The sequence below is a fragment of the Sphingomonas sp. RS2018 genome, assembly GCF_054489605.1.
The window spans coordinates 1-25,035 of record NZ_JBTMWL010000004.1 but is presented as its reverse complement, the minus strand read 5'-3'; the positions used below and the strand labels follow the sequence as shown (position 1 = coordinate 25,035).

The 25,035-nt window shown below is 61.6% G+C and carries 20 protein-coding genes and 1 tRNA gene; 19 read left to right on the top strand and 2 right to left on the bottom strand.

Going from position 1 to position 25,035, the window contains the following annotated elements:
- Positions 1-101 precede the first annotated feature (101 nt).
- Positions 102-4,724: an NAD-glutamate dehydrogenase gene (locus ACX40P_RS12505; RefSeq protein ID WP_459126688.1), complete on the bottom strand. Its 4,623-nt coding sequence runs from the start codon at positions 4,722-4,724 to the stop codon at positions 102-104.
- 63 nt (positions 4,725-4,787) lie between these two features.
- A complete protein-coding gene (locus ACX40P_RS12500) occupies positions 4,788-6,047 on the bottom strand; it encodes a PAS domain-containing protein (protein ID WP_459126687.1) in 1,260 nt (419 codons plus the stop codon).
- A 195-nt stretch (positions 6,048-6,242) separates the two neighbouring features.
- Between ACX40P_RS12500 and ACX40P_RS12495 the strand changes: the two genes are divergently transcribed.
- From ACX40P_RS12495 to ACX40P_RS12405, 19 genes are all read left to right on the top strand, one after another.
- Positions 6,243-6,318 (top strand) — tRNA-Thr (locus tag ACX40P_RS12495).
- 385 nt (positions 6,319-6,703) lie between these two features.
- Complete coding sequence (locus ACX40P_RS12490) at positions 6,704-8,155, top strand: type I restriction-modification system subunit M (protein WP_459126686.1); 1,452 nt, start codon at positions 6,704-6,706, stop codon at positions 8,153-8,155.
- Positions 8,152-9,222 carry a restriction endonuclease subunit S gene (locus ACX40P_RS12485; protein ID WP_459126685.1) on the top strand — a complete coding sequence of 357 codons (1,071 nt, stop codon included), beginning with the start codon at positions 8,152-8,154 and terminating at the stop codon, positions 9,220-9,222. Before ACX40P_RS12490 ends, ACX40P_RS12485 begins: the two co-directional genes overlap by 4 nt.
- A 4-nt stretch (positions 9,223-9,226) precedes the next feature.
- A complete protein-coding gene (gene hsdR, locus ACX40P_RS12480) occupies positions 9,227-11,545 on the top strand; it encodes an EcoAI/FtnUII family type I restriction enzme subunit R (protein WP_459126684.1) in 2,319 nt (772 codons plus the stop codon).
- A gap of 169 nt (positions 11,546-11,714) precedes the next feature.
- Positions 11,715-13,982, top strand: a complete 2,268-nt coding sequence (locus tag ACX40P_RS12475; protein WP_459126683.1) for an AAA family ATPase — start codon at positions 11,715-11,717, stop codon at positions 13,980-13,982.
- A gap of 499 nt (positions 13,983-14,481) precedes the next feature.
- Positions 14,482-14,742 carry a hypothetical protein gene (locus ACX40P_RS12470; RefSeq protein WP_459126682.1) on the top strand — a complete coding sequence of 87 codons (261 nt, stop codon included), beginning with the start codon at positions 14,482-14,484 and terminating at the stop codon, positions 14,740-14,742.
- Positions 14,743-14,867: 125 nt separating this feature from the next.
- Positions 14,868-15,383 carry a DUF4352 domain-containing protein gene (locus tag ACX40P_RS12465; protein WP_459126681.1) on the top strand — a complete coding sequence of 172 codons (516 nt, stop codon included), beginning with the start codon at positions 14,868-14,870 and terminating at the stop codon, positions 15,381-15,383.
- On the top strand, positions 15,380-16,006 hold the full coding sequence (locus tag ACX40P_RS12460) for a DUF4230 domain-containing protein (protein ID WP_459126680.1): 627 nt from the start codon (positions 15,380-15,382) through the stop codon (positions 16,004-16,006). Before ACX40P_RS12465 ends, ACX40P_RS12460 begins: the two co-directional genes overlap by 4 nt.
- A gap of 100 nt (positions 16,007-16,106) precedes the next feature.
- Positions 16,107-16,475: a hypothetical protein gene (locus ACX40P_RS12455; RefSeq protein ID WP_459126679.1), complete on the top strand. Its 369-nt coding sequence runs from the start codon at positions 16,107-16,109 to the stop codon at positions 16,473-16,475.
- Positions 16,476-16,553: 78 nt separating this feature from the next.
- The gene (locus ACX40P_RS12450) at positions 16,554-16,967 is read left to right on the top strand and encodes a hypothetical protein (protein ID WP_459126678.1); all 414 of its coding nucleotides are present in this window, start codon (positions 16,554-16,556) and stop codon (positions 16,965-16,967) included.
- A 54-nt stretch (positions 16,968-17,021) separates the two neighbouring features.
- Positions 17,022-17,438 carry a hypothetical protein gene (locus ACX40P_RS12445; RefSeq protein ID WP_459126677.1) on the top strand — a complete coding sequence of 139 codons (417 nt, stop codon included), beginning with the start codon at positions 17,022-17,024 and terminating at the stop codon, positions 17,436-17,438.
- Positions 17,439-17,993: 555 nt separating this feature from the next.
- Positions 17,994-18,278 (top strand): hypothetical protein, encoded by a 285-nt coding sequence (locus tag ACX40P_RS12440; protein WP_459126676.1) that lies wholly within the window; start codon positions 17,994-17,996, stop codon positions 18,276-18,278.
- Positions 18,279-19,000: 722 nt separating this feature from the next.
- Positions 19,001-20,386: a VapE domain-containing protein gene (locus ACX40P_RS12435; protein ID WP_459126675.1), complete on the top strand. Its 1,386-nt coding sequence runs from the start codon at positions 19,001-19,003 to the stop codon at positions 20,384-20,386.
- 475 nt (positions 20,387-20,861) lie between these two features.
- On the top strand, positions 20,862-21,830 hold the full coding sequence (locus ACX40P_RS12430) for a tyrosine-type recombinase/integrase (protein WP_459126674.1): 969 nt from the start codon (positions 20,862-20,864) through the stop codon (positions 21,828-21,830).
- A complete protein-coding gene (locus ACX40P_RS12425) occupies positions 21,730-22,029 on the top strand; it encodes a tyrosine-type recombinase/integrase (RefSeq protein WP_459126673.1) in 300 nt (99 codons plus the stop codon). Before ACX40P_RS12430 ends, ACX40P_RS12425 begins: the two co-directional genes overlap by 101 nt.
- A gap of 474 nt (positions 22,030-22,503) precedes the next feature.
- On the top strand, positions 22,504-23,160 hold the full coding sequence (locus ACX40P_RS12420; RefSeq protein WP_459126672.1) for a hypothetical protein: 657 nt from the start codon (positions 22,504-22,506) through the stop codon (positions 23,158-23,160).
- Positions 23,161-23,516: 356 nt separating this feature from the next.
- A complete protein-coding gene (locus tag ACX40P_RS12415; protein WP_459126671.1) occupies positions 23,517-23,681 on the top strand; it encodes a hypothetical protein in 165 nt (54 codons plus the stop codon).
- A gap of 327 nt (positions 23,682-24,008) precedes the next feature.
- Positions 24,009-24,212: a hypothetical protein gene (locus ACX40P_RS12410; protein ID WP_459126670.1), complete on the top strand. Its 204-nt coding sequence runs from the start codon at positions 24,009-24,011 to the stop codon at positions 24,210-24,212.
- An 8-nt stretch (positions 24,213-24,220) separates the two neighbouring features.
- On the top strand, positions 24,221-24,739 hold the full coding sequence (locus ACX40P_RS12405; protein WP_459126669.1) for a hypothetical protein: 519 nt from the start codon (positions 24,221-24,223) through the stop codon (positions 24,737-24,739).
- The last annotated feature ends 296 nt before the right edge of the window (positions 24,740-25,035 follow it).

The window sequence follows — 25,035 nt, the reverse complement described above, 5'->3', positions numbered from 1 at the left end:
ACACCCTCCATTAAGCCCCATTCGCCCTGAGCGAAGTCGAAGGGAGCACTCGCCCAAGTGCTTCGACTTCGCTCAGCACGAACGGAGTTTGAGCTGACGCCCTACCGCCCCAGCAGCACCCGTGCCTGTCCTGCAATCTGCGCCAGCATCGCCGCGTTCGGCGTCTGTGCGGCGCGGGCGCGGCGGATCAGGTCGGCGAATTGCGAAACGCGCGCGGCATTCGCCTTCAACCAGCGCTCGACTGCGCCCTCGGGATCGTCGCCCTCGCTGCGGGCGAGGAATTCGAGCCGCAGCTGCTGGAAATCGCGGGCGAGGCCGGCGATCAGCAGGCGTTCCCACGGGTCGCCGCTGGTGATGCGCGCAGCATTACCCTGCGCCCAGTCGAGGCCGAGCGCCTGCCCGAGATGGGTGAAGGCGCGGGTGAGCCGCGTTTCGTCGCCGCCGCGTCGCTGCGCCAGATCGGCGAGGCCGACCGCGCCGTCCAGTTCGAACAGGCGGACGATACGGCGGGCGAGTTCGGGGGGCGCCCCCGCCGCCTCCAGCCGCGTGGCGATGCGGTCGCTGCCGGCGCGCGCCTCCTCACGCAGCAGGTCGGTGGTCTGGCGGTCGAGCGCGTCGATGCCGGGCTTCAGCCGCTCGACGACCGTGCCCGGACCTTCGCCGGGACGCGCCGCGCGCAGCAGGTCGGCCATCTGCGCTCGGACGCCGACCGCGACCTCGTCGAGCAGCGCGATGCGGGCGGGCTCGGGGATGGCGGCGGTCTCGATCTCGTCCCACAGCTGCGGCAGGTCGAAGATGCGTTCGGCGACCACCAGCATCGCGGCGATGTCGCCCATCGCCGCGCCTTCCTCCTCCGCCAGTTCGAACGGGTGGAGCGCGCCCAGCCGGTTGATGACGCGGTTGGCGAGCTTCGTCGCGACGATCTCGTTGCGCAGCCGGTGCGCGTCGATCGCGGCACCGAACCGCTCCTGCATCGCGGTGGGGAAGGCGGCGTGCAGATCGGGGAGCAGCGCGTCGTCCTCGCCCAGCCGCCGCTGTTCGATCGCGTCCTGCAATGCGAGCTTCGCGGTCGCGAGCAGTACCGCCAGTTCGGGCCGGGTCAGGCCATGGCCCTCGGCGGCACGGCGCAGCAGCTCGGCGTTGGTGCCGAGCCCCTCCACCTTGCGGTCGAGGCGGCCACCGGCCTCCAGCATCTCGATCACGCGGCAATAGCTCGGCACCGCGATCGGCCCGTCATTCTCCATCACCGACAGCGCCAGCGTCTGGAGGCGGTTGTCCTCCAGCACCAGGTCGGCAACATCGTCGGTCATGCTGGCAAGCAGGGTGTTGCGGTCTGCCTCGGCGAGCCGCCTTTCGGTCATCTCGCGGTTCAGCGCGATCTTGATGTTCACCTCGTTGTCCGAGCAATCGACGCCGGCGGAATTGTCGATGAAGTCGGTGTTGATGCGCCCGCCCTGGCTGGCAAAGGCGATGCGCGCCGCCTGGGTGACGCCCAGATTCGCGCCCTCGCCGATGGCGCGTGCGCGCAGCTGCTCGGCATCGACGCGCAGGCGGTCATTGGCGGGATCGCCGACGGTGGCGTTATTCTCCGCCGCGGCCTTCACATAGGTGCCGATGCCGCCGAACCAGATCAGCCCGACCGGCGCCTTCAGGATCGCGGAGATGAGCGCGGCGGGTTCGATCTCGCCTGCCTCGATGCCCAGCACGGCTGCGGCTTCCTCCGACAGCTTCACGACCTTGTCGGTGCGCGCGAACACGCCGCCGCCCTGTGAGATCAGCGAGGCGGCATAGTCGGCCCAGCTGGAGCGCGGCAGCGCGAACATGCGCGCGCGCTCGTCCCAGCTTTTTGCGGGGTCGGGCGCGGGATCGAGGAAGATGTGGCGGTGGTCGAACGCCGCGACCAGCCGGATCGCCTTCGACAGCAGCATGCCGTTGCCGAACACGTCGCCCGACATGTCGCCGCAGCCGACGACGTCGATGCTCTCGCTCTGCACGTCGACGCCCAGTTCGGCGAAGTGGCGCTGGACGGACACCCACGCGCCCTTGGCGGTGATTCCCATCGCCTTGTGATCGTAACCGACCGAACCGCCGCTGGCGAAGGCGTCGCCCAGCCAGAAGCCGCGCTCCAGCGCGATGGCGTTGGCGACGTCGCTGAACGTCGCGGTGCCCTTGTCGGCGGCGACGACGAAATAGGGATCGTCGCCGTCACCGATGACGACGCGGTCGGGATGGACGACGGCGTTCTCGACCAGATTGTCGGTGACCGACAACAGCGTGCGGATGAAGATGCGATAGCTCTCCGTCCCCTCCGCCAGCCACGCATCGCGATCGGTGATCGGGGGCAGCATCTTCGGATAGAAGCCGCCCTTCGCGCCGGTCGGCACGATGACGGCGTTCTTGACGCGCTGCGCCTTCATCAGGCCGAGGATCTCGGTGCGGAAATCGTCGCGCCGGTCGGACCAGCGCAGCCCGCCCCGCGCGACCGGACCGGCACGCAGGTGAATGCCCTCGACTCGCGGGCTGTAGACCCAGATCTCGCGCCACGGCAGCGGCTTGGGCAGGCCCGGCACCTTCGCCGAGTCGAGCTTGAACGCCAGCGCCTCGGCAGCGGCGGGCGCGTAGAAATTGGTGCGCAGCGTCGCGGCGACGACACCGCGGATGGTGCGCAGGATGCGATCGTCGTCGATCGCCGACACGGCATCCAGCCCCGCCTCGATCGCCGCATCGGCCTGCGCCACCCGATCGTCGGCGCCGTCGCGTGCGTCGGGATCGTGCGCGGCGGCAAACCGCTCGATCAGCGCCGCCGCCACGCCGGGTGCTCGGCGGATCGCGTCGACGACGGTGGTCAGTCCGTAAGGCAGGCCGGTCTGGCGCAGATAGCGGAACCACGCGCGGAACAACGTCACGGATCGCGGCGCCATGCCGCCCTCGACGATCAGGCGGTTGAACGCGTCGTTCTCCGCCACGCCCTCCAGCACCGAGGCGATCGCCGCCTCTACCGTCGCCGCGTCGCTCTTCAACGCACCGCCGGGCAGGGCGACCAGGAAGTCGTGGACATAGGCGCCGCCGTCGTCGGTCAGTGCGGTCGGCACCTCCTCGATCACGCGGAAGCCGAAATTCTCGAACACCGGCACCGCATCCGACAGCGCGAGCGCACCGCCCTGACGATAGAGCTTGATCCGCAGCTGGCCATCGGCGGCGGCATGGTCGACGATCCGCGCCGAGCGGCTGCCGGTATCGCTCAGATCGGCGATGCGCGCGATGTCGCGGGCGGCTTCCTCGGGCGAATAATGGAGGCGATAGCCGTTGGGAAAGCTGTTGGCGTATTTCAGCGCGAGGCGAGTCGCGCGGGCGTCGCCGACCGCGGCGATCAGCGCCGCCTCGATCGCGGGCACCCAGCCGCGCAGCATCCGCTCAAGCTCGTCGTCCAGCGCGGCCACATCGGGCATACGCTCGCTGCCGCGCACGTCGAGCGTGTAGCGGATCAGCGCGACGCCGCCGTCCTCCAGCGCGATCGACCAGTTGAGCACGGTAGCGTCCGCCGCCTTCGCCAGCATGTCGCCGATCGCCAGGCGTCGTGCGGTCGTCACATCATCGCGCAACAGCCAGACGAAGGCGAAGATGTGCCGGCCGAGCGTGGAGCGGATGAGTTCGAGCTTGGGCCGCGGCCGGTCGGCCAGCGACATCGCGGTTAGCGCCAGTGCCTCGAGCTGGTCGGGCTGGAACGCGGTCGTCAGGTCGTGGGGCAGGGCGGTCAGCGCGTGGGTCAGCGCCTTGCCGGTATGACCCTTGGGGTCGAAGCCGAACTTGGCCTCCATCATCGCCAGCCGTTCGCGCAGCACCGGCACGTCACGCGGCGACGCGTGCAGCGCGCCCGACGTCCACAGCCCGGCGTGCATCGACAGGCCGGTGATCGCATCACCCTCCCGCACCGGGGTCAGCACCAGGTCGAGCGGAACGCGGCGGTGGACGGTCGAGATGCAGTTCGACTTCAGCAGCAACGGGGCGGCGCCGCCGCCACGGAAGAAGTCGAGCGCAGCGACCCGCGATGCGTCGGCGAGCAGCGGCACCTGGAACCGGTGGCGGGCAATACCCAGCGTGTTCTCCGACCGGCCGTCTTCATACCAGGTATCATGACCCAGCAGCGTCATCGCGCGATCGTTGAACCATTGCAGCAGCGCACCGCCCTCAACATTGCCGGCGGTCATCAGACGGCTGACGTCGGTTCGCATCGCCGCCTGCAACGCCGGCCAGTCGCCGACCGCGCTGCGGACATGCGCCAGATTGCGCGCCAGTTCGGCGGTGATGGCGTTGCGCACCTTCGCATCGGCGCGGTGCATCTCGATATAGACGAGCGATTCGAGCGGACCTTCGCCGAACGCTTCCAGCGTGCCGTCGGCATCGCGGCGGACCGGAACGACCGGGTGAATCACGCGATCGATCGGCACGTCGTGCGCGGCGATGGTGGAGGCGATCGAATCGACCAGGAACGGCATGTCGTCGTTGACGACGGCCAGCCGCATGCGGCGGCGATGCCCTTCGCTCTCCAGCGTGTCGAGTATGATGACCGGCGTGCCGGGCGGGCGCTGTGCCGCGGCTTCGGCGACGAACGCCGCGGCGGCATCGCGCTCGCGGCCGTCCAGCCCCTCGATCTCCCCCGGCAGTGCGCCCTCGATCAACCGGGCAGCCAATGCCGCCGGCAGCGTCCTCGTCTTCGTTGCCATCCCCGGTCTATGCGCCCGTCGCGTGACGGGCTCAAGGCATAAGTCGTATCAGATGTTACGAACTCAGGCGGCGGCGCGGCGCACCGTGCGCTCGGTCAGTGTCTTGTCGCTATCGACGCAGGCGACGACATCCAGCCCGCCCGTCGCATCGCGCCGCGCCAGTAGCACGACGAATTCGCCGTCGGCGCTCGCCGGATCGATCGCGACATGCGCCAGCGGCGCGCGCTCGCGCAATTCGGCGGCGATGCGCTCGTAAAGATCGGGTTGCGGGGCCGGACGCTTGAGCGCGCGTTCGGCGCCGACAACACCCTTCACCCCGCCGGGAAAGCTTTCAAGATAGGCGGTGAGGCCGTTCGCGCCGACCTCGTGCCGGGCAGCATGATTGAGCACGCTGGCATATTCGGCCAGGCGCGTCTTGTCGTGGCCGGCGCCGAAGACCAGCTTCACCACCGGCGTCATCGGCGCGCGGGCCTGCGCGGTGACGCCGGCATCGGCCAGCATCTCGGCAAAGCCTTCCGCATCGTCCCTGGCCGCGATCGCCAGCCCATGGGCCAGGCCGAGCGCGGCGTAGAGCGCGCTGCGGCTGCGGCCCTCGCTCGCGGCGAAGGCATCGGCACTGCGGCGTGCGGCGTCGAGGCGGTCGTGGATGCTCGCATCGTCGGCAAGAGTAGGGGCCGCATCGGTGTCGTCACCGTCGTCGAAACCGGCACCGGGGCCATCCGCCCAGACCGATGCCGGCACCACCGGCGCCCGCCGCGCCGCGGCCAGATCGTCGGTCAACTGCGCCTGCAGGTCGACCTCGACCAGTTCCTTCCAGTTGATGACGCCATAGATGAAGTCGATGCCGTCGCCGTCCGAGGAGAAGGGCATCAGGATACCGCGGTAGAGCGTGTTGTGCCCGCGCTGGCCGACGAATTCCGCCTCGAATCCGATCGGCGCACGGTTGGCGATGATCTGCAGATAATGCGCGGTCAGGCGTGACAGCAGCGAGCGGCTGGGGACGTCGTCGATGCGGACCATGCCGCTGACCACGCCGCATTCGTCGCGGAGCGCCCCGCCCAGAAACTGGATGCGCGGATTCTCGAGCCCCTCGGTGAAGTCGAGCAGCACGCTGTACGGACCGAAATCGGCGATCGAATTCGGATCGAGGTTCTCGATCGAGGGGAAGGCGCGACCCTGCAGCAGCGACACCCAATGGTTGTAGGCACGGACGTGCATCCGCCGCTCGTCACCGCCGATGTCGATCGGCGCGTCGCCGACCGCGCCGTCCTCGCGCGCCTCGCCAAAGCCCGTGTCACGGTCGATCTCACCCGCGATATCCATTGCGCGTTCCCCAACATCACCCCGACGGCCGGCGCCAGTGCGGGCCGGGTCCATGTCGTCGCCGTATTGCCCGGTGCGTGGTAAATACGGGGTAAAGACGCCGGCGCCGTTCGCCCCTCGCGAACCTGCTTGCCACACCGCCACACCACTGCTAATCGCCGCCACCACGCGACGGCTCCGGCCGACTTCGCATCGGCCGCCTTAGCTCAGCTGGTAGAGCATCGCATTCGTAATGCGGGGGTCACAGGTTCGAGTCCTGTAGGCGGCACCATCACTCTCAATAGGCAAATCTGAAACTTCCTTGCGGACGCGCGTTCGGCTGGGTCGGCGTTTGGGTGCTGCGTGGGGCGCCTTGCGAAGGGCGTGCGGCCCAGCCCGGCTAACATTCCTTGAGCCCAGTTGCGTCCACTCTTGAGCCGGTTCAGGACTGGCAGCTTTCAGCTGCTCGACTCACCAGATCGGTTGGTGCTGACTGTCGACGGTACGTCTGGGTTTGCAATTGTGAACTACCCCACAGCTATCGGCCGATGAGGCGAATAGTCCTTACGAACGCATTGTCGCGTTGCCCGGTTGGGGGTCTAACCGCCTTCCATACCGTCTAACCGCCCGCGAGGTATCAGCTTGTCGCAAGCCCAAGGGCTGGCTAGCTGATGCCAATGTTCGAAAACGCATTCAACAGCATTGATCGCGCGATGCGCAATGACGAGGGCCTGGCGTCGGAGCTCGATTATGCCGAGCAGACTAGCTGGATTCTGTTCCTGAAATACCTCGACGATCTAGAATCCGCGCAGGAAGATGAGGCCGAACTCGAGGGCCGCGAGTATCAATCGATCCTGGAACCTGAATATCGATGGGATGCATGGGCCGCGCCGAAGCGGGATGATGGCGAGATCGATCATCAGATCGCTATGACCGGTCAGGACCTGATCGATTTCGTCAATGGCAAGCTGTTCCCCTATCTAAAGGGCTTCAGCAAATCGGCCAACGATGCCGAGACCATCGAATACAAGATTGGCGAGATCTTCACTGAGATCATCAACCGCTTCCGCTCCGGCTATTCGCTGCGCGACGTGATCGACATCGTCGACACGCTCGATTTCGGCAGTAGCAAGGCCAAGCACGAGCTGTCCCACCTTTACGAGACCCGCATCAAGCGCATGGGCAATGCCGGGCGCAATGGCGGCGAATACTACACCCCGCGCCCGCTAATCCGCGCGATGATCAAGGTGGTCGACCCGAAAAACGGCGAGACGATATACGACGGTGCGGCTGGCTCGGCCGGGTTCCTGTGCGAGGCGTTCGAATTTCTGCGTCGGCCGGACCTATCGGCTGCCGAGTGGGACATTCTTCAGCGAAAGACCTTCTACGGCCAGGAGAAGAAGTCGCTCGCCTATGTGTTGGGCGTCATGAACATGATCCTCCACGGGATCGAGGCACCGCAGATCCGCCACACCAACACGCTCACCGAGAACGTGATGGACATCCAGCAGGCTGATCGTCACGACATCGTGCTGGCCAACCCGCCCTTCGGCGGGGGTGAGCGCAAGGAGGTGCAGCAGAATTTCCCGATCAAGTCAGGGGAGACTGCCTACCTCTTTATGCAGCACTTCATCCGCAAGCTGAAGGCAGGCGGGCGCGGCGCGGTAGTGATCAAGAACACCTTCCTAAGCAACACCGACAATGCCAGCGTCGAACTGCGAAAAGAACTGCTGATCAGCTGCAACCTCCACACCGTGCTCGATTGCCCCGGCGGCACGTTCCAGGGCGCGGGCGTGAAGACGGTGGTGCTGTTCTTCGAGAAGGGCGCGCCCACCCGGCAGGTCTGGTATTACCAGCTCGATCCGGCCCGCTCGCTCGGCAAGACCAATCCGCTCAACGATGCTGACCTTGCCGAGTTCGTCGCGTTCCAGCCGGACAAGGCGGACAGCGCAAAGAGCTGGACGGTGAGCATCGACGATCTCGACAAGGCGACGTGGGATCTGTCGGTCCGCAACCCCACTGCGCCGGAGCAAACGCCGCTGCGCGCGCCCGAGCAGATCATTGCGGACATGCTCGCCCGCGACGAAGAGACGCGGCTGATCCTCGAAGAGATCCGGGGGATGCTTTGACGAGCTTGTTGCCTCAGACGGTTGAATGGCGACCCCTTGGTGAGGTCTGCACGTTGCAGCGTGGTTTTGACCTTCCAGTCAGGGAGCGAAAACCTGGCAGTTATCCGCTGGTTACATCCAGCGGCCCTACGGACTTCCATAGTGAAGCACGTGTGCGGGGTCCGGGTGTGGTAACTGGCCGAAGCGGTAGCATCGGTAACGTGTTCTACGTCGAAGATAGCTTTTGGCCGCTTAATACGGCGCTTTATGTGAAGGACTTTCACGGCAACGACCCGCGCTACATCTTTTACCTGCTGCAATTCTTCGACCTCGGGCGGTTCGCGTCAGGTGCAGGCGTGCCTACGCTCAATCGCAATCATGTGCACGACGAGGGGGTATGGATTGCAACCGACCTAGACGAGCAGAAGCGGATTGTTGCGGTGCTGGATCAGGCATTCGCCGCCCTCGACCGCGCCCGCGCCCTCGCCGAAGCCAATCTCACCGACCTCGAACACCTCTCAGCGTCCGCCAGCCGGGCTGTCTTTGATGGTGTCGGGGGCGCCTGGCTGAAGCTCGGCGACATGTGCGAAATCTATCAGCCGAAAACTATTTCGGCCAAGGATTTGAAGCCAGATGGCGCATACATTGTGTTTGGCGCGAACGGGCCGATCGGGCGCTACGACAAATTCAATCACGAGGCGCCACAATTGCTGGTGACATGCCGTGGGGCGACCTGTGGCAGCGTCAACATTTCCGAGCCATTCAGTTGGATCACGGGCAACGCGATGGTAGTGCGGCCTGAAGATGATCGGATTTCAGTCGGCTATCTGGAGCAATTCTTCAGAGGAGCCATGGACTGGGGCAAGGTCATAACGGGCGCAGCACAACCACAGATCACGAGGCAGTCCCTTGCGCCCACCTTGGTGCCGGTTCCTGACAGAGACGCTCAAGACCAGCAAGCGTCAGCGCTCAAAGACTTGCAAGACAGGCTCGCGCAGATGGAAGGTCTGATCAAGACCAAGCTTGATGACATCGCAAGCCTTCGCCAGTCTTTCCTCAACAAAGCCTTTGCCGGGGAGCTGACCTGAGCCGATGCAGGAAACCGAAGCCGATACCCGCGCCAATCGCATCGATCCCGTGCTCCATGCCGCCGGCTGGGGTGTGGTCGAGGGCGCGCATATCAGGCGGGAGGCAATCTGCCCCGGTCGCATCATGCCCGGCGGCCTGCGCGGTGCGCCACTCTCGGCCGACTACGTCTTCGAATACCGCGGCCACAAGCTCGCCACGATGGAGGCCAAGCGCCGCGGCAAGGGTGCAGGTGCAGGTGTCGGTCAGGCCAAGGACTACTCGACCCGGCTTAAGGCCCGTCTCGCCTACGCCTCGGACGGTGCCGAGTGGTATGAGGTCGACATGCAGACGGGCAAGGAAGGGGCCATCGCCCCGCCTTTCCCGACGCCCGACGAGATGTGGCAGCGCTGCTTCCCGACCGGCAATGCCTGGCGCGAACGCTTCGGCGCGGTCCCTTTCGAGACCGGCGGCGGAAAGTGGCAGCCGCGCTATTACCAGCATAACGCCATAACCGCCGTGCTGGAGGCAATTGCCAAGGATCAGCAGCACATCCTGCTGACGCTCGCCACGGGCACCGGCAAGACCTCGATCGCGTTCCAGATCGCCTGGAAGTTGTTCCAGTCTCGCTGGAACCTGACCCGCGAGCCGACCCGCCGCCCACGCATCCTGTTCCTTGCGGATCGCAACATCCTTGCCGATCAGGCCTACAACGCCTTCAACGCCTTCCCGCCGGACGCGCTGTGCCGCATCAGCCCCGAGGAAATCCGCAAGCAGGGCAAGGTGCCCACCAATGCGAGCGTGTTCTTTACGATCTTCCAGACCTTCATGACGGACGGCAAGAGCGTGGAAGGCGGATTGACCTTCGAAGGCTATGAACCAGACTTCTTCGACTTCATCGTGATCGATGAGTGCCACCGCGGCGGCGCGCGCGACGAAAGCACCTGGCGCGGGATCCTCGAATATTTCGCGCCCGCCGTGCAGCTGGGCCTCACCGCCACCCCCAAGCGGGACGTGAACGCCGACACCTACCGCTATTTCGGCGACCCCGTTTATACCTATGCCCTTAAGGAGGGGATCGGCGACGGCTTCCTGACCCCGTTCAAGGTGCGCCAGATGGCGAGCACGATGGACACCTACACATTTAGCGATGAGGACGAGGTGGTGAGCGGGGAGATCGACCCTGGCAAGGAATACACCGAAGCGGACTTCAACACGAAGCTGATCATCAACGAGCGTGAGATGAGCCGCGTCCACGAGTTCATGGACCAGATCGACCAGCGCCAGAAGACGCTAGTGTTTTGTGCGACGCAGGATCACGCCGCCCGGGTCCGCAACTTCATCAACCAGGTGAAGACCAACCCTGATCCGCACTACTGCGAACGCGTAACGGCCGACGACGGCAAGCTGGGCGAACAACACCTGCGCGAGTTCCAGGACAACGAGAAGACCCTGCCGACCATCCTCACCACGTCGCAGAAGCTGTCGACCGGGGTGGATGCGCGCAATGTGCGCAATATTGTGCTGCTGCGGCCGGTGAAGTCGATGATCGAGTTCAAGCAGATCATCGGCCGGGGCACGCGGACGTTCGACGGGAAGGACTTCTTCACCATCTACGACTTCGTGAAGGCCTATGAGCACTTCAAGGACCCGGCGTGGGACGGCGAGCCCGAAGAGCCTGTAACGGGACCAGGTGGGCCGAAGCCACCGGGACCGTCCGAACCGCCCGATGATGGTGACCATCCGGTCGAGCCCACGCCTCCGGTCGAGAGGGTGGTCGTGAAGCTTGCCGACGGCAAAGAACGCAAGATCCGGTATGTCGCCGAGACGACCTATTGGTTCAACGGACGACAGATCACCGCGAAGGAGTTCATGGAGCAGCTGTTCGGCGATCTCGGCACCATGGTTGGCAGCGCCGACGAGCTTCGCGCGATCTGGATGGATCCCGACCGCCGGACTGCATTCATTCAACGGCTCGAAGAAATGGGCTATGGTGACGATCGCATGGACGACATGCGCCGACTGATCGATGCTCCCAATAGCGATATCTTTGATGTGCTCGCTTACGTGCGGTTTACGCTCAGTCCGCTTTCGCGCGCGACACGGGTCGAGGGTGCAAAGTCTACAGGACTGTCTGGCTACGAGGCTGAAATGCGGGAGTTCCTGACCTACATCCTGCAGGCTTACGAAATGCAGGGAATCCGAGAGCTCGCCCCGCACCGGATCAGCGATTTTCTGCAGATCAGGTATGGCGGCACCAATGATGCCAAACGAGCGCTTGGGTCGATTCCAAAGATCAGGGGTGCCTTCATGGACATCCAGAAGCACCTCTTTTTCCAGGCATAGAACGGCTCGTCCTGGGCCGAGTGCGGACTGGCAGGTATCGAACCGAAGACTGGCAAAATGGTCATTGCTCGTGTGGTCTTAGTTAGCCTTGCCGATCGGTAGATGTCGAAGGTATTCCCGTGACTGTTACCAAACCAAATTATTGACGCGCGGTGAAGAGGGGGCAGCGTTGATTGAAGGACTAAAAATCGCGGGATGCGCTAGCTACAGCGCGGAAGGCCAGAATCTTACCGAGCTCCGAAAGATCAACTTCATCTACGGCGCGAACGGTTCGGGCAAGACCAGCATCTCGCGCGTGATCGCCGCTCCGACCGATCACCCCACTTGCGTGATCCGCTGGGCCAACCAACGGCCTCTTGAGTGCCTAGTTTACAACGCCGATTTCGTGGGGCGGAATTTCAGATCCAGCCTCCCCGGCATCTTCACATTGGGCGAGCACGACGCTGCGGTACTGGACCAGATCGAACAGGCGCGGAAGGACGTTGCTGACATCGAGCGTGATATCAGCGCGCGCAATATCGTGTTGAACGGGAAGGATGGCGCTCCCGGTAAGCTGGGTGAGCGTGCCGCTCTGCGCGAAAATATCGAGAACGAATGCTGGAAACTCAAGAATCGCCACGATGCTAATTTCCAGTCCGCCTTCACGGGCGTGCGCGGCTCGAAGGCGAACTTCTGCGATAAAGTCCTCAGCGAGCGGGCTTCCAACCAGGCTGCGGTTCATCCGCTCGATGATCTCAAAAAGCGTGCGGCCGTCATCTTCGAAAAAGGTCTCACGCGAGAGAGCGCGGTCCGGGCGCCCGACAATGCCGAGCTGACGCGGCTAGAAGCGTTGCCTATCCTTGCAAAGAAGGTCGTCGGCCAAGGCGATGTCGACATCTCCGGTCTGATCGATCGGCTCGGCAACAGTGACTGGGTGAAGCAGGGCATCGGCTACTTCGCGCAGAGCACGCCACAATGCCCGTTCTGCCAGCAGGATGTCGAAGCCGATCTCGCCAAGCGCATCGGCGATTATTTCGACGAAGCCTACGGTCGCGACATCGCGGGTATCGCGCGTCTCGTTGCCGGATACGAGGCGGCGGGGGCGGCTTACCTTCAGGCCCTCGCCGGCATCTTGCAGACCGGTTCACGCTATATCGACGCGACGCAGTTGACCGGACTGATCGAGCGCGTGACCGCGCGGCTGACACTCAACGGACAGCACATTGCGCGGAAGCAGAAGGAGCCGAGCGCCGTCGTCACACTGGAGGACAACACCGAACTGTTCGCGGAGGTGCGGGATTTCCTCACGGCTGCTAACGCGGCCGTTGCCGAACACAATGAGGCCGTTGACGATATCGGCAATCAGAGGGCGAACCTTACGGCCGAAATCTGGAGGTACCTGCTGGAAGAGGCCCAAGGCATCCTCGATGCCTACCATGCCAGCAAGTCGGCGGTGGATGCTGCGATCAGTGGCATCGAGGCAGGCCTGACGACAAAGCGGGGCGACCTGACCACAGCGCAGCAGACGCTGCGCGATCTTGAGAAGGGCAGCACGAGCGTTCAGCCCACCGTGGCCGAAATTAATGCGCTGCTCGCCTCATTTGGCTTTCGGGGCTTCAAGCTCGCAACGGCGGGCGCTCAAGGCAATCTGTATGAGATCGTCCGCCTCGATGGGAGTAATGCGGTCAGAAGTCTGAGCGAGGGCGAGAAGACTTTCGTCACCTTCCTGTATTTCTACCATCTCATCCGGGGCAGCGTTTCCGAGTCAGGTATGACAAGCAACCGGGTCATCGTGTTTGACGATCCGGTTTCGAGCTTAGACAGCGATATTCTGTTCATCGTTTCCAGCCTGATCAAACGCGTGTTTGAGCTGAGCCACGCGCAGAGCAGCCTGATCCGGCAGGTGTTCGTGCTGACTCACAACATATATTTTCATAAGGAGGTGTCATTCGACCCTGACCGGAAAAAGGAGCTTCGCGCGCACGAAACATTCTGGATCGTAAAGAAGATCGACGATGTCTCCACACTGGAATCCTTCGATCACAACCCGATCAGGACATCCTACGAACTCCTCTGGTCCGAGGTGCGGAACGAAAACCGATCCAACCTTACCATCCAGAACACGCTGCGCCGCATTCTGGAGAACTATTTCAAAATTCTTGGAAACATGGACAAGGACAAGATCACCGAGAAATTTGAAGGCCGCGAGAAGGTGATATGCGCCTCGCTCTTTTCGTGGGTGAACGACGGCTCGCACAGCGCGCATGACGATCTCTACGTCTCCAGCGATGCCACCACGGTGGACGCCTATCTCGGCGTCTTCAGGCGCATTTTCGAGGAGACTGGACACACCCAGCATTATCACATGATGATGGGCACCGAGGCTGTGCCCACAGCCAATGTGCCTCTGATCGAGATTGCGTTTTCGATGCCGAATAACGGTCAAGATGCGGCATGAACGAACGGCTGCTTTCGGAGACACGCCAAGCCGCCGTAAATGACCAAATTGGGGCGCTAAGCCGCCATTGCGGAACGCGCAAACCCGACCATCTTATATGAGGGTACTGTCAGCCTTCGGTCCGCTCGCTGCAAACGCCTATTGCGCGCGCCGTCGAGCCTGACCATGATCGCCGGGCCTTCCGTGAAAGCCGGGGGGTGGGGCGTAGGAACCCCAGCCACTAGAACTCGGTCGACAGGATAACTGTGGCCGGGTGGCATGCGCGCATGTCCAGCCGGTTCGCCGGTAAAGGCGCATGCGCCTGCTCTAGTGGCTAGGTTCCTAACATCCGGCTTCGGCCGTCGCTCCGAGAGGTTACATAGGGGCGGCACGAGGGTTCAAGCCGAAGGTCGCTCCGTCAGGGGGCGACATCATCCATGCGGCATCACGAAACCACGTCGGCGCAACCCAGCCCCGGCGCGATGCCGCGCGTCCATCGTACATCATCAGGAGAAAAAACATGACCAAGTTTAAGGCCGCGGTCGCGGTCGTAATTTCGTTCATCCTCTTGCCGTCGGTCGCTTCTGCACAGTTGACTTCGCGTGAGCGGATACGGGCAGAAGAAGTTGCTCGCATACAGGCGAAGGCCGACGCGGAGGAGCGGGCAAAAGAACGCCGCGCACGACTCGACAGTGCTCAATCCGAATGCCGGTCCACCAGCCGGCAGTGGGATTATGCTAACCAGATCTGCAAGCCGCGCGGATCGGGGATCACCAGATAATTTGCGTCATCTGAAGGACTGTCGCGACCCTCGCAGTCGCGCCTCCTTCCGCACTTTCAAAATTCGTCGACTGCGCCGTCGTCTGTGAGGGCTTCGGCGCGTGCAATCCTCCCTTGGAGAATGTCATGAAAAGCAAACTTATGGTCCTGGCTGCCGTGCTCGCCATCGCAGGGTGTGACGACGCAAGCAAAACGAGCGCCACCGCTCCCCATCAAAATGACATCTCTGCCGGCGCGCCGATCGCAATGAAGCAAGCTGGCAAGGCGGACGGCATCGACTTCACCGTGACGAAGGTCACCACTCCGCCGAACATTGAATACGGCCCAAAGGCCAACGAAGGCGAGGTATTCGTCATTGTCGGCTACAAACTGAAGAACACAGCCGCCCAGCCGCTTGGATTGATGGATCGTCCTCCGCTGAGCCTTGTCGATCCGAGCGGGCAAAGCTACAAAATCGATGATTTTCTGACGGCATCGGCGGGAGTCGACGTCGCCGATCAGAGCTCGTTCGTGGCCGACATAAATCCGAACATCGCCGTCGAAGGGCGCGCGGCTTGGAAGATCGACAAGGCTGCCTTCGACCGAAAAACGTGGCGCCTCGTCGTCGCATCCGATCCACAACTCGTATTCGCGCTGCAATGAGGGCTTCGGCGCCGGCGCTGATTTTCTCACACCTCGCCGTGGCGGGCGGGGTGTACCTCAACACAGACAGGAGACCGATCGACACAGAGGTCAAACACACTGGGTTCTTCCAGATCGACACCTCGAAGGTGCTGGCGACGACGGTCGAGAGCCTCAGGCAAGAAAACAAACTGCTGGTGTTCAGTTACAAGGGCTCCTCGAAGGTCCGAACCGGCCGAAAGTGGCTGTGGCTGTTCAACGGCCAACAGGAGCTGATCGTCCCGGCCGCGGTCAACTACTACGTCGACCTGTCCGACCTTACCCTCGCCGACGTCAGCTACAACGAGACGGCGCAGATCGTCACCGTAAAGCTGCCGAAGGTCACGCTGGGAGACATCGCCTTCCAGCCCGAAAACGCAACCACGATTAACGGCGGCGTCCTGACCTACGGAGAGGAGACGGTAGAGGCGCTGCGCAAGCTCAACTATATCAAAGCGCGGCAGGCTATGGTCGCTCAAGCTCAGCAGCCGGGATTGAAAAACACAGCCGAGAAGCAAGCGATCGCCAACATCGAGCGCTACTTCTCGATACCGCTCCGCATCGCCGGGCAGCCCAACGTAAAGGTCGTGGCGACCTTTCGCTAACCTAGAACCCGAAACGCAACCTCACAGGCCCTCCGGAGCAATCCGGGGGGCCTTTTTCGTATGGAGAAACGACATGATTTCCATCCGCAGTTCCGCCGACATGGCGCGAACGCTGAACGGTCCGCTAGATCCGACGCTGCGACAACTTCTAGAACAACGACGATCGCAGTTGCTTGAATACGAACCTGCCGATCTCGGCGACCTCATACACATCGTGGTCGCCTATCCGGGCGACACAATCGAAACCGTCGAGGCGGCCGCGGGCGTGATGTTCGCGACAAATGCGATCAACGGAAAGCGCTTCGGCGATCCGGGATTCGTGGCGCTCTTCGAGTTCGTCGAACGGCACGGTCGATGGCTGGAGGCCGTCATCATCCTTTCCGACGACGGGTTCGGCGTCGCGCTCTTCGTACCCGACTGCATCACCGTCGACGCCGATCTGCGCAACCTACTGCTGGGCGCCGTCTGACAGGCCCGCCCCGCCTTCATCGTCATCCGCACAGCGTCCCAGCCGGGGCGCTTTTTTTATGTCCGAAAGGTATCGACCATGCTGCATTTCTACGATCGCGTGACCATCGCGCACGCTCTTTCGCTCGACCTTGACCCGCGGCTTCATAAACTGTTGGCGGTACGGATCGCGGCGCTCCCCGGCAGCCTCATCGACCACACGGAATATCTGGTTGTCGAAGCGGGCGACACCGAAGCTGACATTGTTCGCCACGTCGGGTTCAGTCCGCTGATCGAACCCATCGACGGCGCACGTTTCGGCGAGCCGGGCTTCCATCCTTTTTGGGATTACCTCCAAGATCGAAACGGCTGGTTTGAGATGATCGTCACGTTTGGATCGACCTTCGCTTACGTCCTGCTGATCCAAGATGCCGAAACGAGATTGCCGGAATTACTGACCATGTGCCGTCGTTGCGGCGGCCGCCCAGTCCAAGGAGGCTGGCTGAAAGATTGAAAATACCCGCTGAATAGGTAGTCTGGCATCTGCAAAGTGTGTGGAGATAGCCAAATGCCAGGCGACGGGAGCATTAAGGGCGCCAGCGCGAAGATCGCCGGCAAAAACCTGGATCAGTGGGACGATCAGTGGGAGGAGATGGAGGGGGGATTTTCCGTCGAGCATGCAAGTTTGGATGGAGTTGTCGGGCTATATCGAGCACGGCGGGGCAATCAAACCAAAATAATAGGTAGTGGAACTGATTTTGATAATGGCGGTCTGTCCAAGCGACTTCAAACGCTTCGGTCAGATATTGTTCAAAGCGGAAACAATCACGTCGCTGGGAATTATATTAGAGAAAATGCCTCTGTTTTGAAGCTGGACGTTATAAAGGTTGGCACGGGTGCGGGTATTGAGCTTGTTACTCGCAAGCTGGTCCAAGCAATGCGAAAAAAATACGGCCTTAGAAGGGGCGTCATTCCTCCGGATTAAGTAAATATCAGGACTTATTATTTTGGCAAGCGTTTTGATATTAAGGGGCGGAAATTGATGTAAAGGTTACGTCATTATAGCTGAAATGCTTTTAAAATCCAGTCTTCTGGAGGTTTGGAACTCAACCACAAACCCTGTCAGACGCCGATCATAACCCTCGGCTCGATGTTTGCCTATGTGCTACTCATCGGACACGACGGCTATGACTCCGTGCTAATCAAGCTTAGCAAGAGATATAGCGACCGGGGCGGGAAGGGTTCTTCTAAGCTTATGTCACTTTCATAAGGGAGTGTGATCGCCGCCCTTGTTGGAAGCCTTGCACCTTGCAAAAATAAATTCCCCTTAAGAAAGATCGATAGCTTAGACTTTCAATAAAACACGAATAACATGATATTGACGACCGATAAAATCGGCACACATGTGGGTCCCCCCGACGAATATCTCTGTGCGAGATTGCTATCGGGCAATTTGCAGACCGGCCTGATGCCGGCAACTGGGACACCACCAATGCACACGTTTATAACTCGCCGTGTATTTGATGAATCTACGTCTGTCATGACGGCGATCGATCATGAGCCCGATATCCGCCCCAACCTTTCGCGAGCGGGGTTAGCGATGACGTTGACGATTATCTACTGCCTGGTCTTTCGAGGCTTTGAGTCTCCGGCGGAAATCTACCGCTACCTCGAAGCGCGTGGTTCCAAATTTGATCGTGAGTCGATCGAATTTCTGATCGACGCGTACGAGGGCGATAACCCTGAGTACCATCTGTGGTGCCGAAACGAGCAAGGCCGCCGTGCACCGTTGTTGGGTGTGGACGAGGTGTCGGAGGCAGCGTGATCCGAAAGGTGTCGATGCCGCATCTCTTGCGGACCCCGTCCGACCGATGCGCGTCGGCACCAACCCCGTTTGTCTGCCGCGAAATCCGTCCAGTGCCGATGCCTCCCCGCATCAGTTTGCTGACTGCCTCGGGGTTATGCCTCGTTCGCTTGCCGCATGCCGCAACAGGCCGGTGAAGCGCCGCTCATTGAAGCCGTAGCCGAGAGGGTATGGCCGTGAATCTAACGACAACAGGGGTGGCGTCGTCACCTGTGGACGTCTCGACGCGTCCGCTAATGATGACTGCGTCGAACGGCGCCGTCTCTGGACTCAGCCGGTATCGGCCCTTCCTCGATCCTAACGTAAAGTCTTTTCAGCCGCCTCTCATTTAAGCGGCTTGAGTTATGGGCATTTAGCTTAGCCGAACCCGTTGAATGAGTCCTTCGCAGAAGGGCGACGCGCTATCTCCTGCTACCGTCTTGATGCGACGGGTCGCTAGCTTAGGACGCAAATATCGCTTTGTGGAATCGACGTTAGCGTATTCCAATCGCGCGATTGGGATTTCGATACTTGCTCCACGCAGCTGCGTTCCAAGCTGGAACGTAAGGTCACACCGAGTTACGGCGCGAAGTAAATCAACACGCCTGTGGACATCAACTTTCAACATCACATTGCGCATGTCGCGCTTTTCGTTGGCCGACCTTCATTAGGCCGGTGAACAGTGCTTTTCGAAGCCCAATCTTTTGGAAAAGTTCTTGGATACCTCTAAAATACGGGCGCCGCGGTCGCCCGGGGGCGGGTCTCCCCATCCCGAACGCCGCGAGGACCAGGCTGCTAACATCGACGTCGCGGAACCCCCGGCCTTTGTCGTCGAGTGGACGCCCACCAAGGCTGACTTCCGGTCATTTCCCGACCAGCCACCCGGCGTCGGCGCTCCACCGACAACCATTGCGAACGTCAGACACCTGCTCGATACGAATGGAATCGTCGCCGGGTACAACATGGTTCGTAAACGAACCGAGATATCGATTCCCGGTTTACCCGGTGTGGCCGACAACAGCGAAGGCGTCACTCTTACCCAAATTCGAAGCTTGCTATCGCTGCACGGTATGCACAACGGCGATACTCGCGCCATTGTCGATGCCATCGCCAGCGAACGGCCTTACAACCCCGTCGCGGACTGGATCGCTTCCAGGGCCTGGGACGGGGTCGACCGCCTTCCCGACTTCTATGCCACACTTCGCACTGTGACGGATTATCCGGTCTCGCTGAAGGAGGCGATTATGTACCGGTGGGGGCTGAGTGCGGTTGCCGCCGCTCTCATGCCTTCTGGGTTTTCGACCCGCCTGGTACTCACACTTCAAGGGCCGCAGAGCATCGGTAAGACCCGGTGGTGCATGAGCTTGGTTCCCGACGCAGCCCTTCGGGCGGGGGTGGTGAAAACCGATCATCACTTCGACGGCGGCGCGAAGGACAACATCATTACCGCGCTACGTTATTGGCTTGTCGAGTTGGGCGAGCTGACCAGCTCCTTTCGTAAGGACGAGGAGCGGGTAAAGGGCATTCTGACACGGGATCGGGATGTCGTTCGGTTGCCATATGGCGCCACGGACTCGGAATGGCCCCGCCGGACCGTTTTTATGGCCAGCGTGAACGGGTCGGACTTCATCGGTGATCCGACCGGTTCAACCCGCTGGGGTGTCATTGCTGTCGAAGCTATCGACTACGACCACGGCATCGACATGCAGCAGCTGTTTGCGCAGCTCGCTGTGGACTTCCACGCTGGAGAGCGGTGGTGGTTCGACAAAGCGCAGGAGGCTGAACTCGAAGCTTGGAACGATCGTCATCGGACCACCAGCATCATTCGGGAGGCGATCAGCGAGTTTGTCAACATCGACGCTGAAGAGAAGGAGCCGATGATGCGTCGGATGACCGCTAAGGAGCTGTTGATCGAACTGGGTTTCGATTCTCCGACAACAGCGCAGGCGCGAGAGGCTGGCTCGGTTCTCAGGGCTCACTTTGGACCACCGAAGAAGTCTAAAGGGTTCTTCCGCTGGAACCTCCCGATACGACATCGTGACGAAAGCGACGTCCCCAAACCGACACTGACCAAGTCCAAGTTCGACTAAACTTTTAATCCTCATCACCTGCCTAGGGGGGAGGGGGGGGAGGGGGGTAGGAGATGACGAAGCTGACCGGCGTGCTCGTCTGTCCGCCAGTCGGGTTTTGTGTTTCTTCTCCCCCCTGCCACCACCCGCCCCACCCCGGCGACTGCACCGAGCCTCGAATTGCTCAATCTCTTCGAGTCTGGTGCAAGGGTGCGAACGCTCACGGCGCCGCTGTGCCCTGGGAATCCACAACTGATGCGACAATAGCTCAGCGCGAAAGGCGTTAATGCTGGGCGCGCTGAACGATCGGCCCCGGTTTTAGTCCGCACAGCTGATCTATCTGCGTCCGCGAACCGGCATCGCTCTCAACCATCCGACGCCAACACCATCTGCGGACCTCCTCGAGGCCGCTGCACAGCTGTGCCCTTCTTCATGCCCACGCCGATTGGCCTTCCACGGAACCGATCCACAGGGCTCTTCTCAAAGGATATCTGATATGCCCAAGCTTAAGCTTGATTCCACCAACGCTCTGCTCGCGACCTGCGAAGAGGGGCGCAAAAAGACAGACTTCTGGGACACACACATCCGCGGTCTCGTGCTGGAAGTGCGTTGCACCGGCGGGAAGACCTTCTACCTTCGCTATTCCGACGCGCACGGCCGGCAGCGCCAGCACAAGATTTGTGCGTACGGTGACCTCACCGTCGACAAGGTTCGGAAGGAGGCTCAGCGTCTCCGATCCGAGGTCGTGCTCGGCGGCGATCCTTCGGCGGCGAAGGCGTCGGTCAAGGCCGTACCGACGTATGCAGACCTGTCCGCGATGCATCTTGCGCATGCGAAGACCTACCAACGATCTTACGACACGACCGAGATGTACATGCGTCGCCACATCGTTCCGCGCTGGGGCAAGCTGCACCTGACCGACATCGCTAAGCAGGATGTGGCCCAATGGCTGTCGGAGAAGTCGGGCGAAGGGCTGGCCCCGGCGACCGTCGAGAAAATCCGCGTCATCTTCGGCAGATCGTTCGAGTTGGCGATCGAGTGGGGCGTCCCCGGCGCGGCGCGAAACCCGACCCACGGTATCAAGCGACCGCCGATCAACAATGCCCGCAACCGCTATCTGAACGCAACGGAAGCGAAGCGTCTGCAGCAGGCGGTGGCGAACTCCCGCAACACACAGCTGAAGTACATCGTAGGACTGCTGCTACTAACCGGGGCGCGGGTGTCGGAGCTGCTGACCGCGGAATGGCAGCATGTCGATATCGAGAGGCGATCATGGCTGATACCGACATCGAAGACAGGCAAGCCTCGGCACGTACCGTTGTCTCAAGCGGCCGTAGACTTAATCGAACAGCTGCCACGTTTCGGTGGCTGTCAGTACCTTTTGCCCAACCCCAGAACGCGTAAACCGTTCACCGACATCAAGCACCCCTGGGACACCGCCCGGCGGGAGGCGTATCTGGGGTGACCTACGTATTCATGACCTGCGACATTCCGCCGCGTCTTTCATGATCAACGCCGGGATCGATCTGTTTGCGGTCGGTCGCGTACTGGGTCACGCCGATCACAAAAGCACGATGCGGTATTCGCATCTCGCCAACGATACCCTGCTAGCGGCCGTCGAAGCCGGGGCATCCAAGCAGCAGGTCGATTGGACTGCCGCCTGAGACTATCCTTCACCCGCCCGCACGCTGACTTCGGTCGGTGTGTGGGCGGGGCTAGGTCGCCGGCATTTTTTTTCGGAACCGGGCGGATCGCCGTCTGGCCGGGAAGGGCGCCAGAAGCCGTTTGGGCTAAGGCAGGACGGCCGTTCGGCCCCGCCGGGACCCACCCTCCACCCCGATCACCGGACCGCTCCTGCGCCGATGTCGCGCCGTGGCTCGAACATACTCAATCTGGTGCCGCTCGCCGCAAGGGGACAAAGATGGAGAAATCAGTGTTGCCGCGCCGGTGCGCGACGGCCCGCTCCTCAGAACCGCGGACAGGTCAACGCGACGCTCAACCAACCTTTGATTTTCTTATCTTCTAGTGATGATGGCTAGTCGGGCCGAGACGAGCAGTGCATTGTCGATGTCGCGGGCGGGTACCACTGAGTTGATCACCGCTAAAACGTCGAGGTCGAACGAATGAATCTTGTTGATGTGTCAACCGTAACGCCGGGCATGTCGACGCTCGCGCAGGCCTATGGCTTCGCCGGGAATGCGGCGCAATTCGCGATCGGCCACATCGAGACGCTGAAGCAGGCGGATAACGTTTTAGCCAACCGGTGTGGTCAGGTGCTTGAAGCAGCAACCTCGGGTTTCGGCGTCGGTCAGGAGACAGCGATGCTCCTGATTGGAGTTGGGCAAAGCCTTCTCGGCAACCCGCTAACTGGCAAGGTGATCATCGGCACCGGGAACCCGATCGTGATGACCTGCGCAGCGATCGGCGCCATTCACTACGGTTGGAAGGCTATGAATGACGACGATCGAACGGCGCTGCTTTCGACCGTCGGCGCCGCCTTCGACGTGGGCATCGAATTCCTAAAGGCGATCGGCAACTTCGCGTTCGACTTAATTCAGGCGCTGATGTCGCGCGAAAATTTCGAAGAACTCAAGCGGATCGTATCGTCGGTGGCTCAAGGCTTCGGTCGCCACCTCAGTGACATCACGCGCTTGCTGTCGGATCGTTTCAAAGAGGGCGCACAAATCGTTTATTCCGCAGCGGGCGGTGCGGCGGCCACAGCGTGGAGCTACATTCCCGCCATCCGTACATCGGAAGATGTTCGTTCACTCGGCGTGAACAAGAAGGACGATTAACTTACTGGTAGCTGCCTTCTTCCGCACGCTCTTCGGCTGCGTCTCGCTGGGCCTTCTCCATGTCGTTCTCGTCGCTATTCGGTGCGGGTGCGTCCTACAGTGTATCTTTGGACACGCTGGCCCCTTTGCCGGGTACGTTGCTCTCGTCACGCTCGAAGCCAAGCTCTTCGTTTGAGGGGGTGGTTGCCATTTGCCTTTTCCTTCAGCCCGATGAACGTCCGGCTTGCGAGGTTGACGCCGCCGGCTGGTCGCAAACTTCCGCGCGAGCTTCATCCGAGTCCGTTCCGCCCGTACCGCGAGAGGCCGCGTGCGACTGAAGCAGGCAGCGGCGCGTTGTGGAGGCAGAGGAGAAGATCATGTCTGATATCAACGCTGACGACCAGAAGACGCCCGATTTAAGTGAAGCCGCGCGCAAGAGCGAAGAGGCCGGCATCGCAGACGAGTCCGCCGCTTACGTCGATGCCATCGACAGCACCGATGATCAGCCGCCAGCCGCAGAAGCCGAAGCGCATCCTAGCTGAGGACGGCGGCAGTCCTTGGTGACCTCACGGCAGGCGTCGCTTTAAATGCCTCACGTGACGCCTACCGTAAAGCCGTTGCGGTCCCTCCGGCGGAGATCGTTAAGGGCGTCAGCAGTGTCTGCGGTCAGGCGTCCAAGATTGCAGAGTAACGTGACTTGCGCACGGCAGCTGTCGGGTGCCGCCACCTTGTCGACGTCCCATGTCAGCCCGAAAATCAGACCTTAGAAAATCGGCCGTCGCGACTTCGACCCTTGCCCGTTGTTCCTCTCTTGTTCTAACCATGTCGCACGCCGATTCGCGGCGTCTCGACATCGATGGAGCCTTGGCATGGAGCACGATCTCCGGCTGCGTGCGGCTGCGCGCGCGATTTATGACGCCTGCTATCCGAGCGACGAATGGGCACCGGTCGGGTTTGATGAAGCCGAGCGCTGCTCGACAGTGCATTACCGGCAGGCGGTTGCAGCCGCTCAACAGGCTCGCGCTGTCCTGGCAGCGCAGGGCGAGCAGCTACCGCTCCCCGTCTTCGCGTAACCCGGCATGTGGTTGGCGACCCGAAGACCCTGCACGACCTGCATCGTATCGAAGCGCAGGTCCGCGTCAGTTGCCGAAGCTGCCTGGCTACCGAGGTCTGGGATCTAGCGGCACTGATCGACGAGGTGCGGGCCAACGGCGGCAATACGGATTGGCGCGCGGCCCGGTCGGCGCTCAAATGCCCCAAGCGATGTGCGTCGCCGCTGATCCATCTCCTGCCCATTCCCTATGGCAAGCAGCGCGCTCGCCAGCGTGCGCACCGCCACGCCCTGATCAACCTCGCACTGCAGATCCTGCAGGCGGCGGCCTATCAGTCCAGCAGCAAGGCAGTCGGGACGATCGAGGTTCGCCTCGCGCTCCATGTGCTGCGTCCGTTTGTCCGCGATCCGAAGCTGCTCACAAAATATTGGACCGCTGCCACACTGGAGCCGCGGCACCCGTGGACGAGCTGTCATCGGTCGTACCGGGCGATCGTCGAGCGGCTTGTGATGCTGAAGGCCGATGTCGAGCCGAAGAATCTACCTTGATGCCGTCTGCCTGCAGTTGGTCGGAAGCGGACATTCTACAGCATCAGAGCTGGCTGACGCGCAACGAAAGCTGAATTAGAAGCGCGGATGTTATGAATGCCATAATCAATGGAAATTTTCGGCTAGGCTGGTGCATTCGAAGAAGTTCTTTTCGGTATATTCGATATATAACGAAACTCACCGCTAGGGAGATGACGATCAAGCTACTAAACACCGCGTTGCTATGATCGGCACTGCTTATCGGTATGGCCCGCGTGACGATCGTAACTATGACGAGTGCTATTGCCGCAACCAGC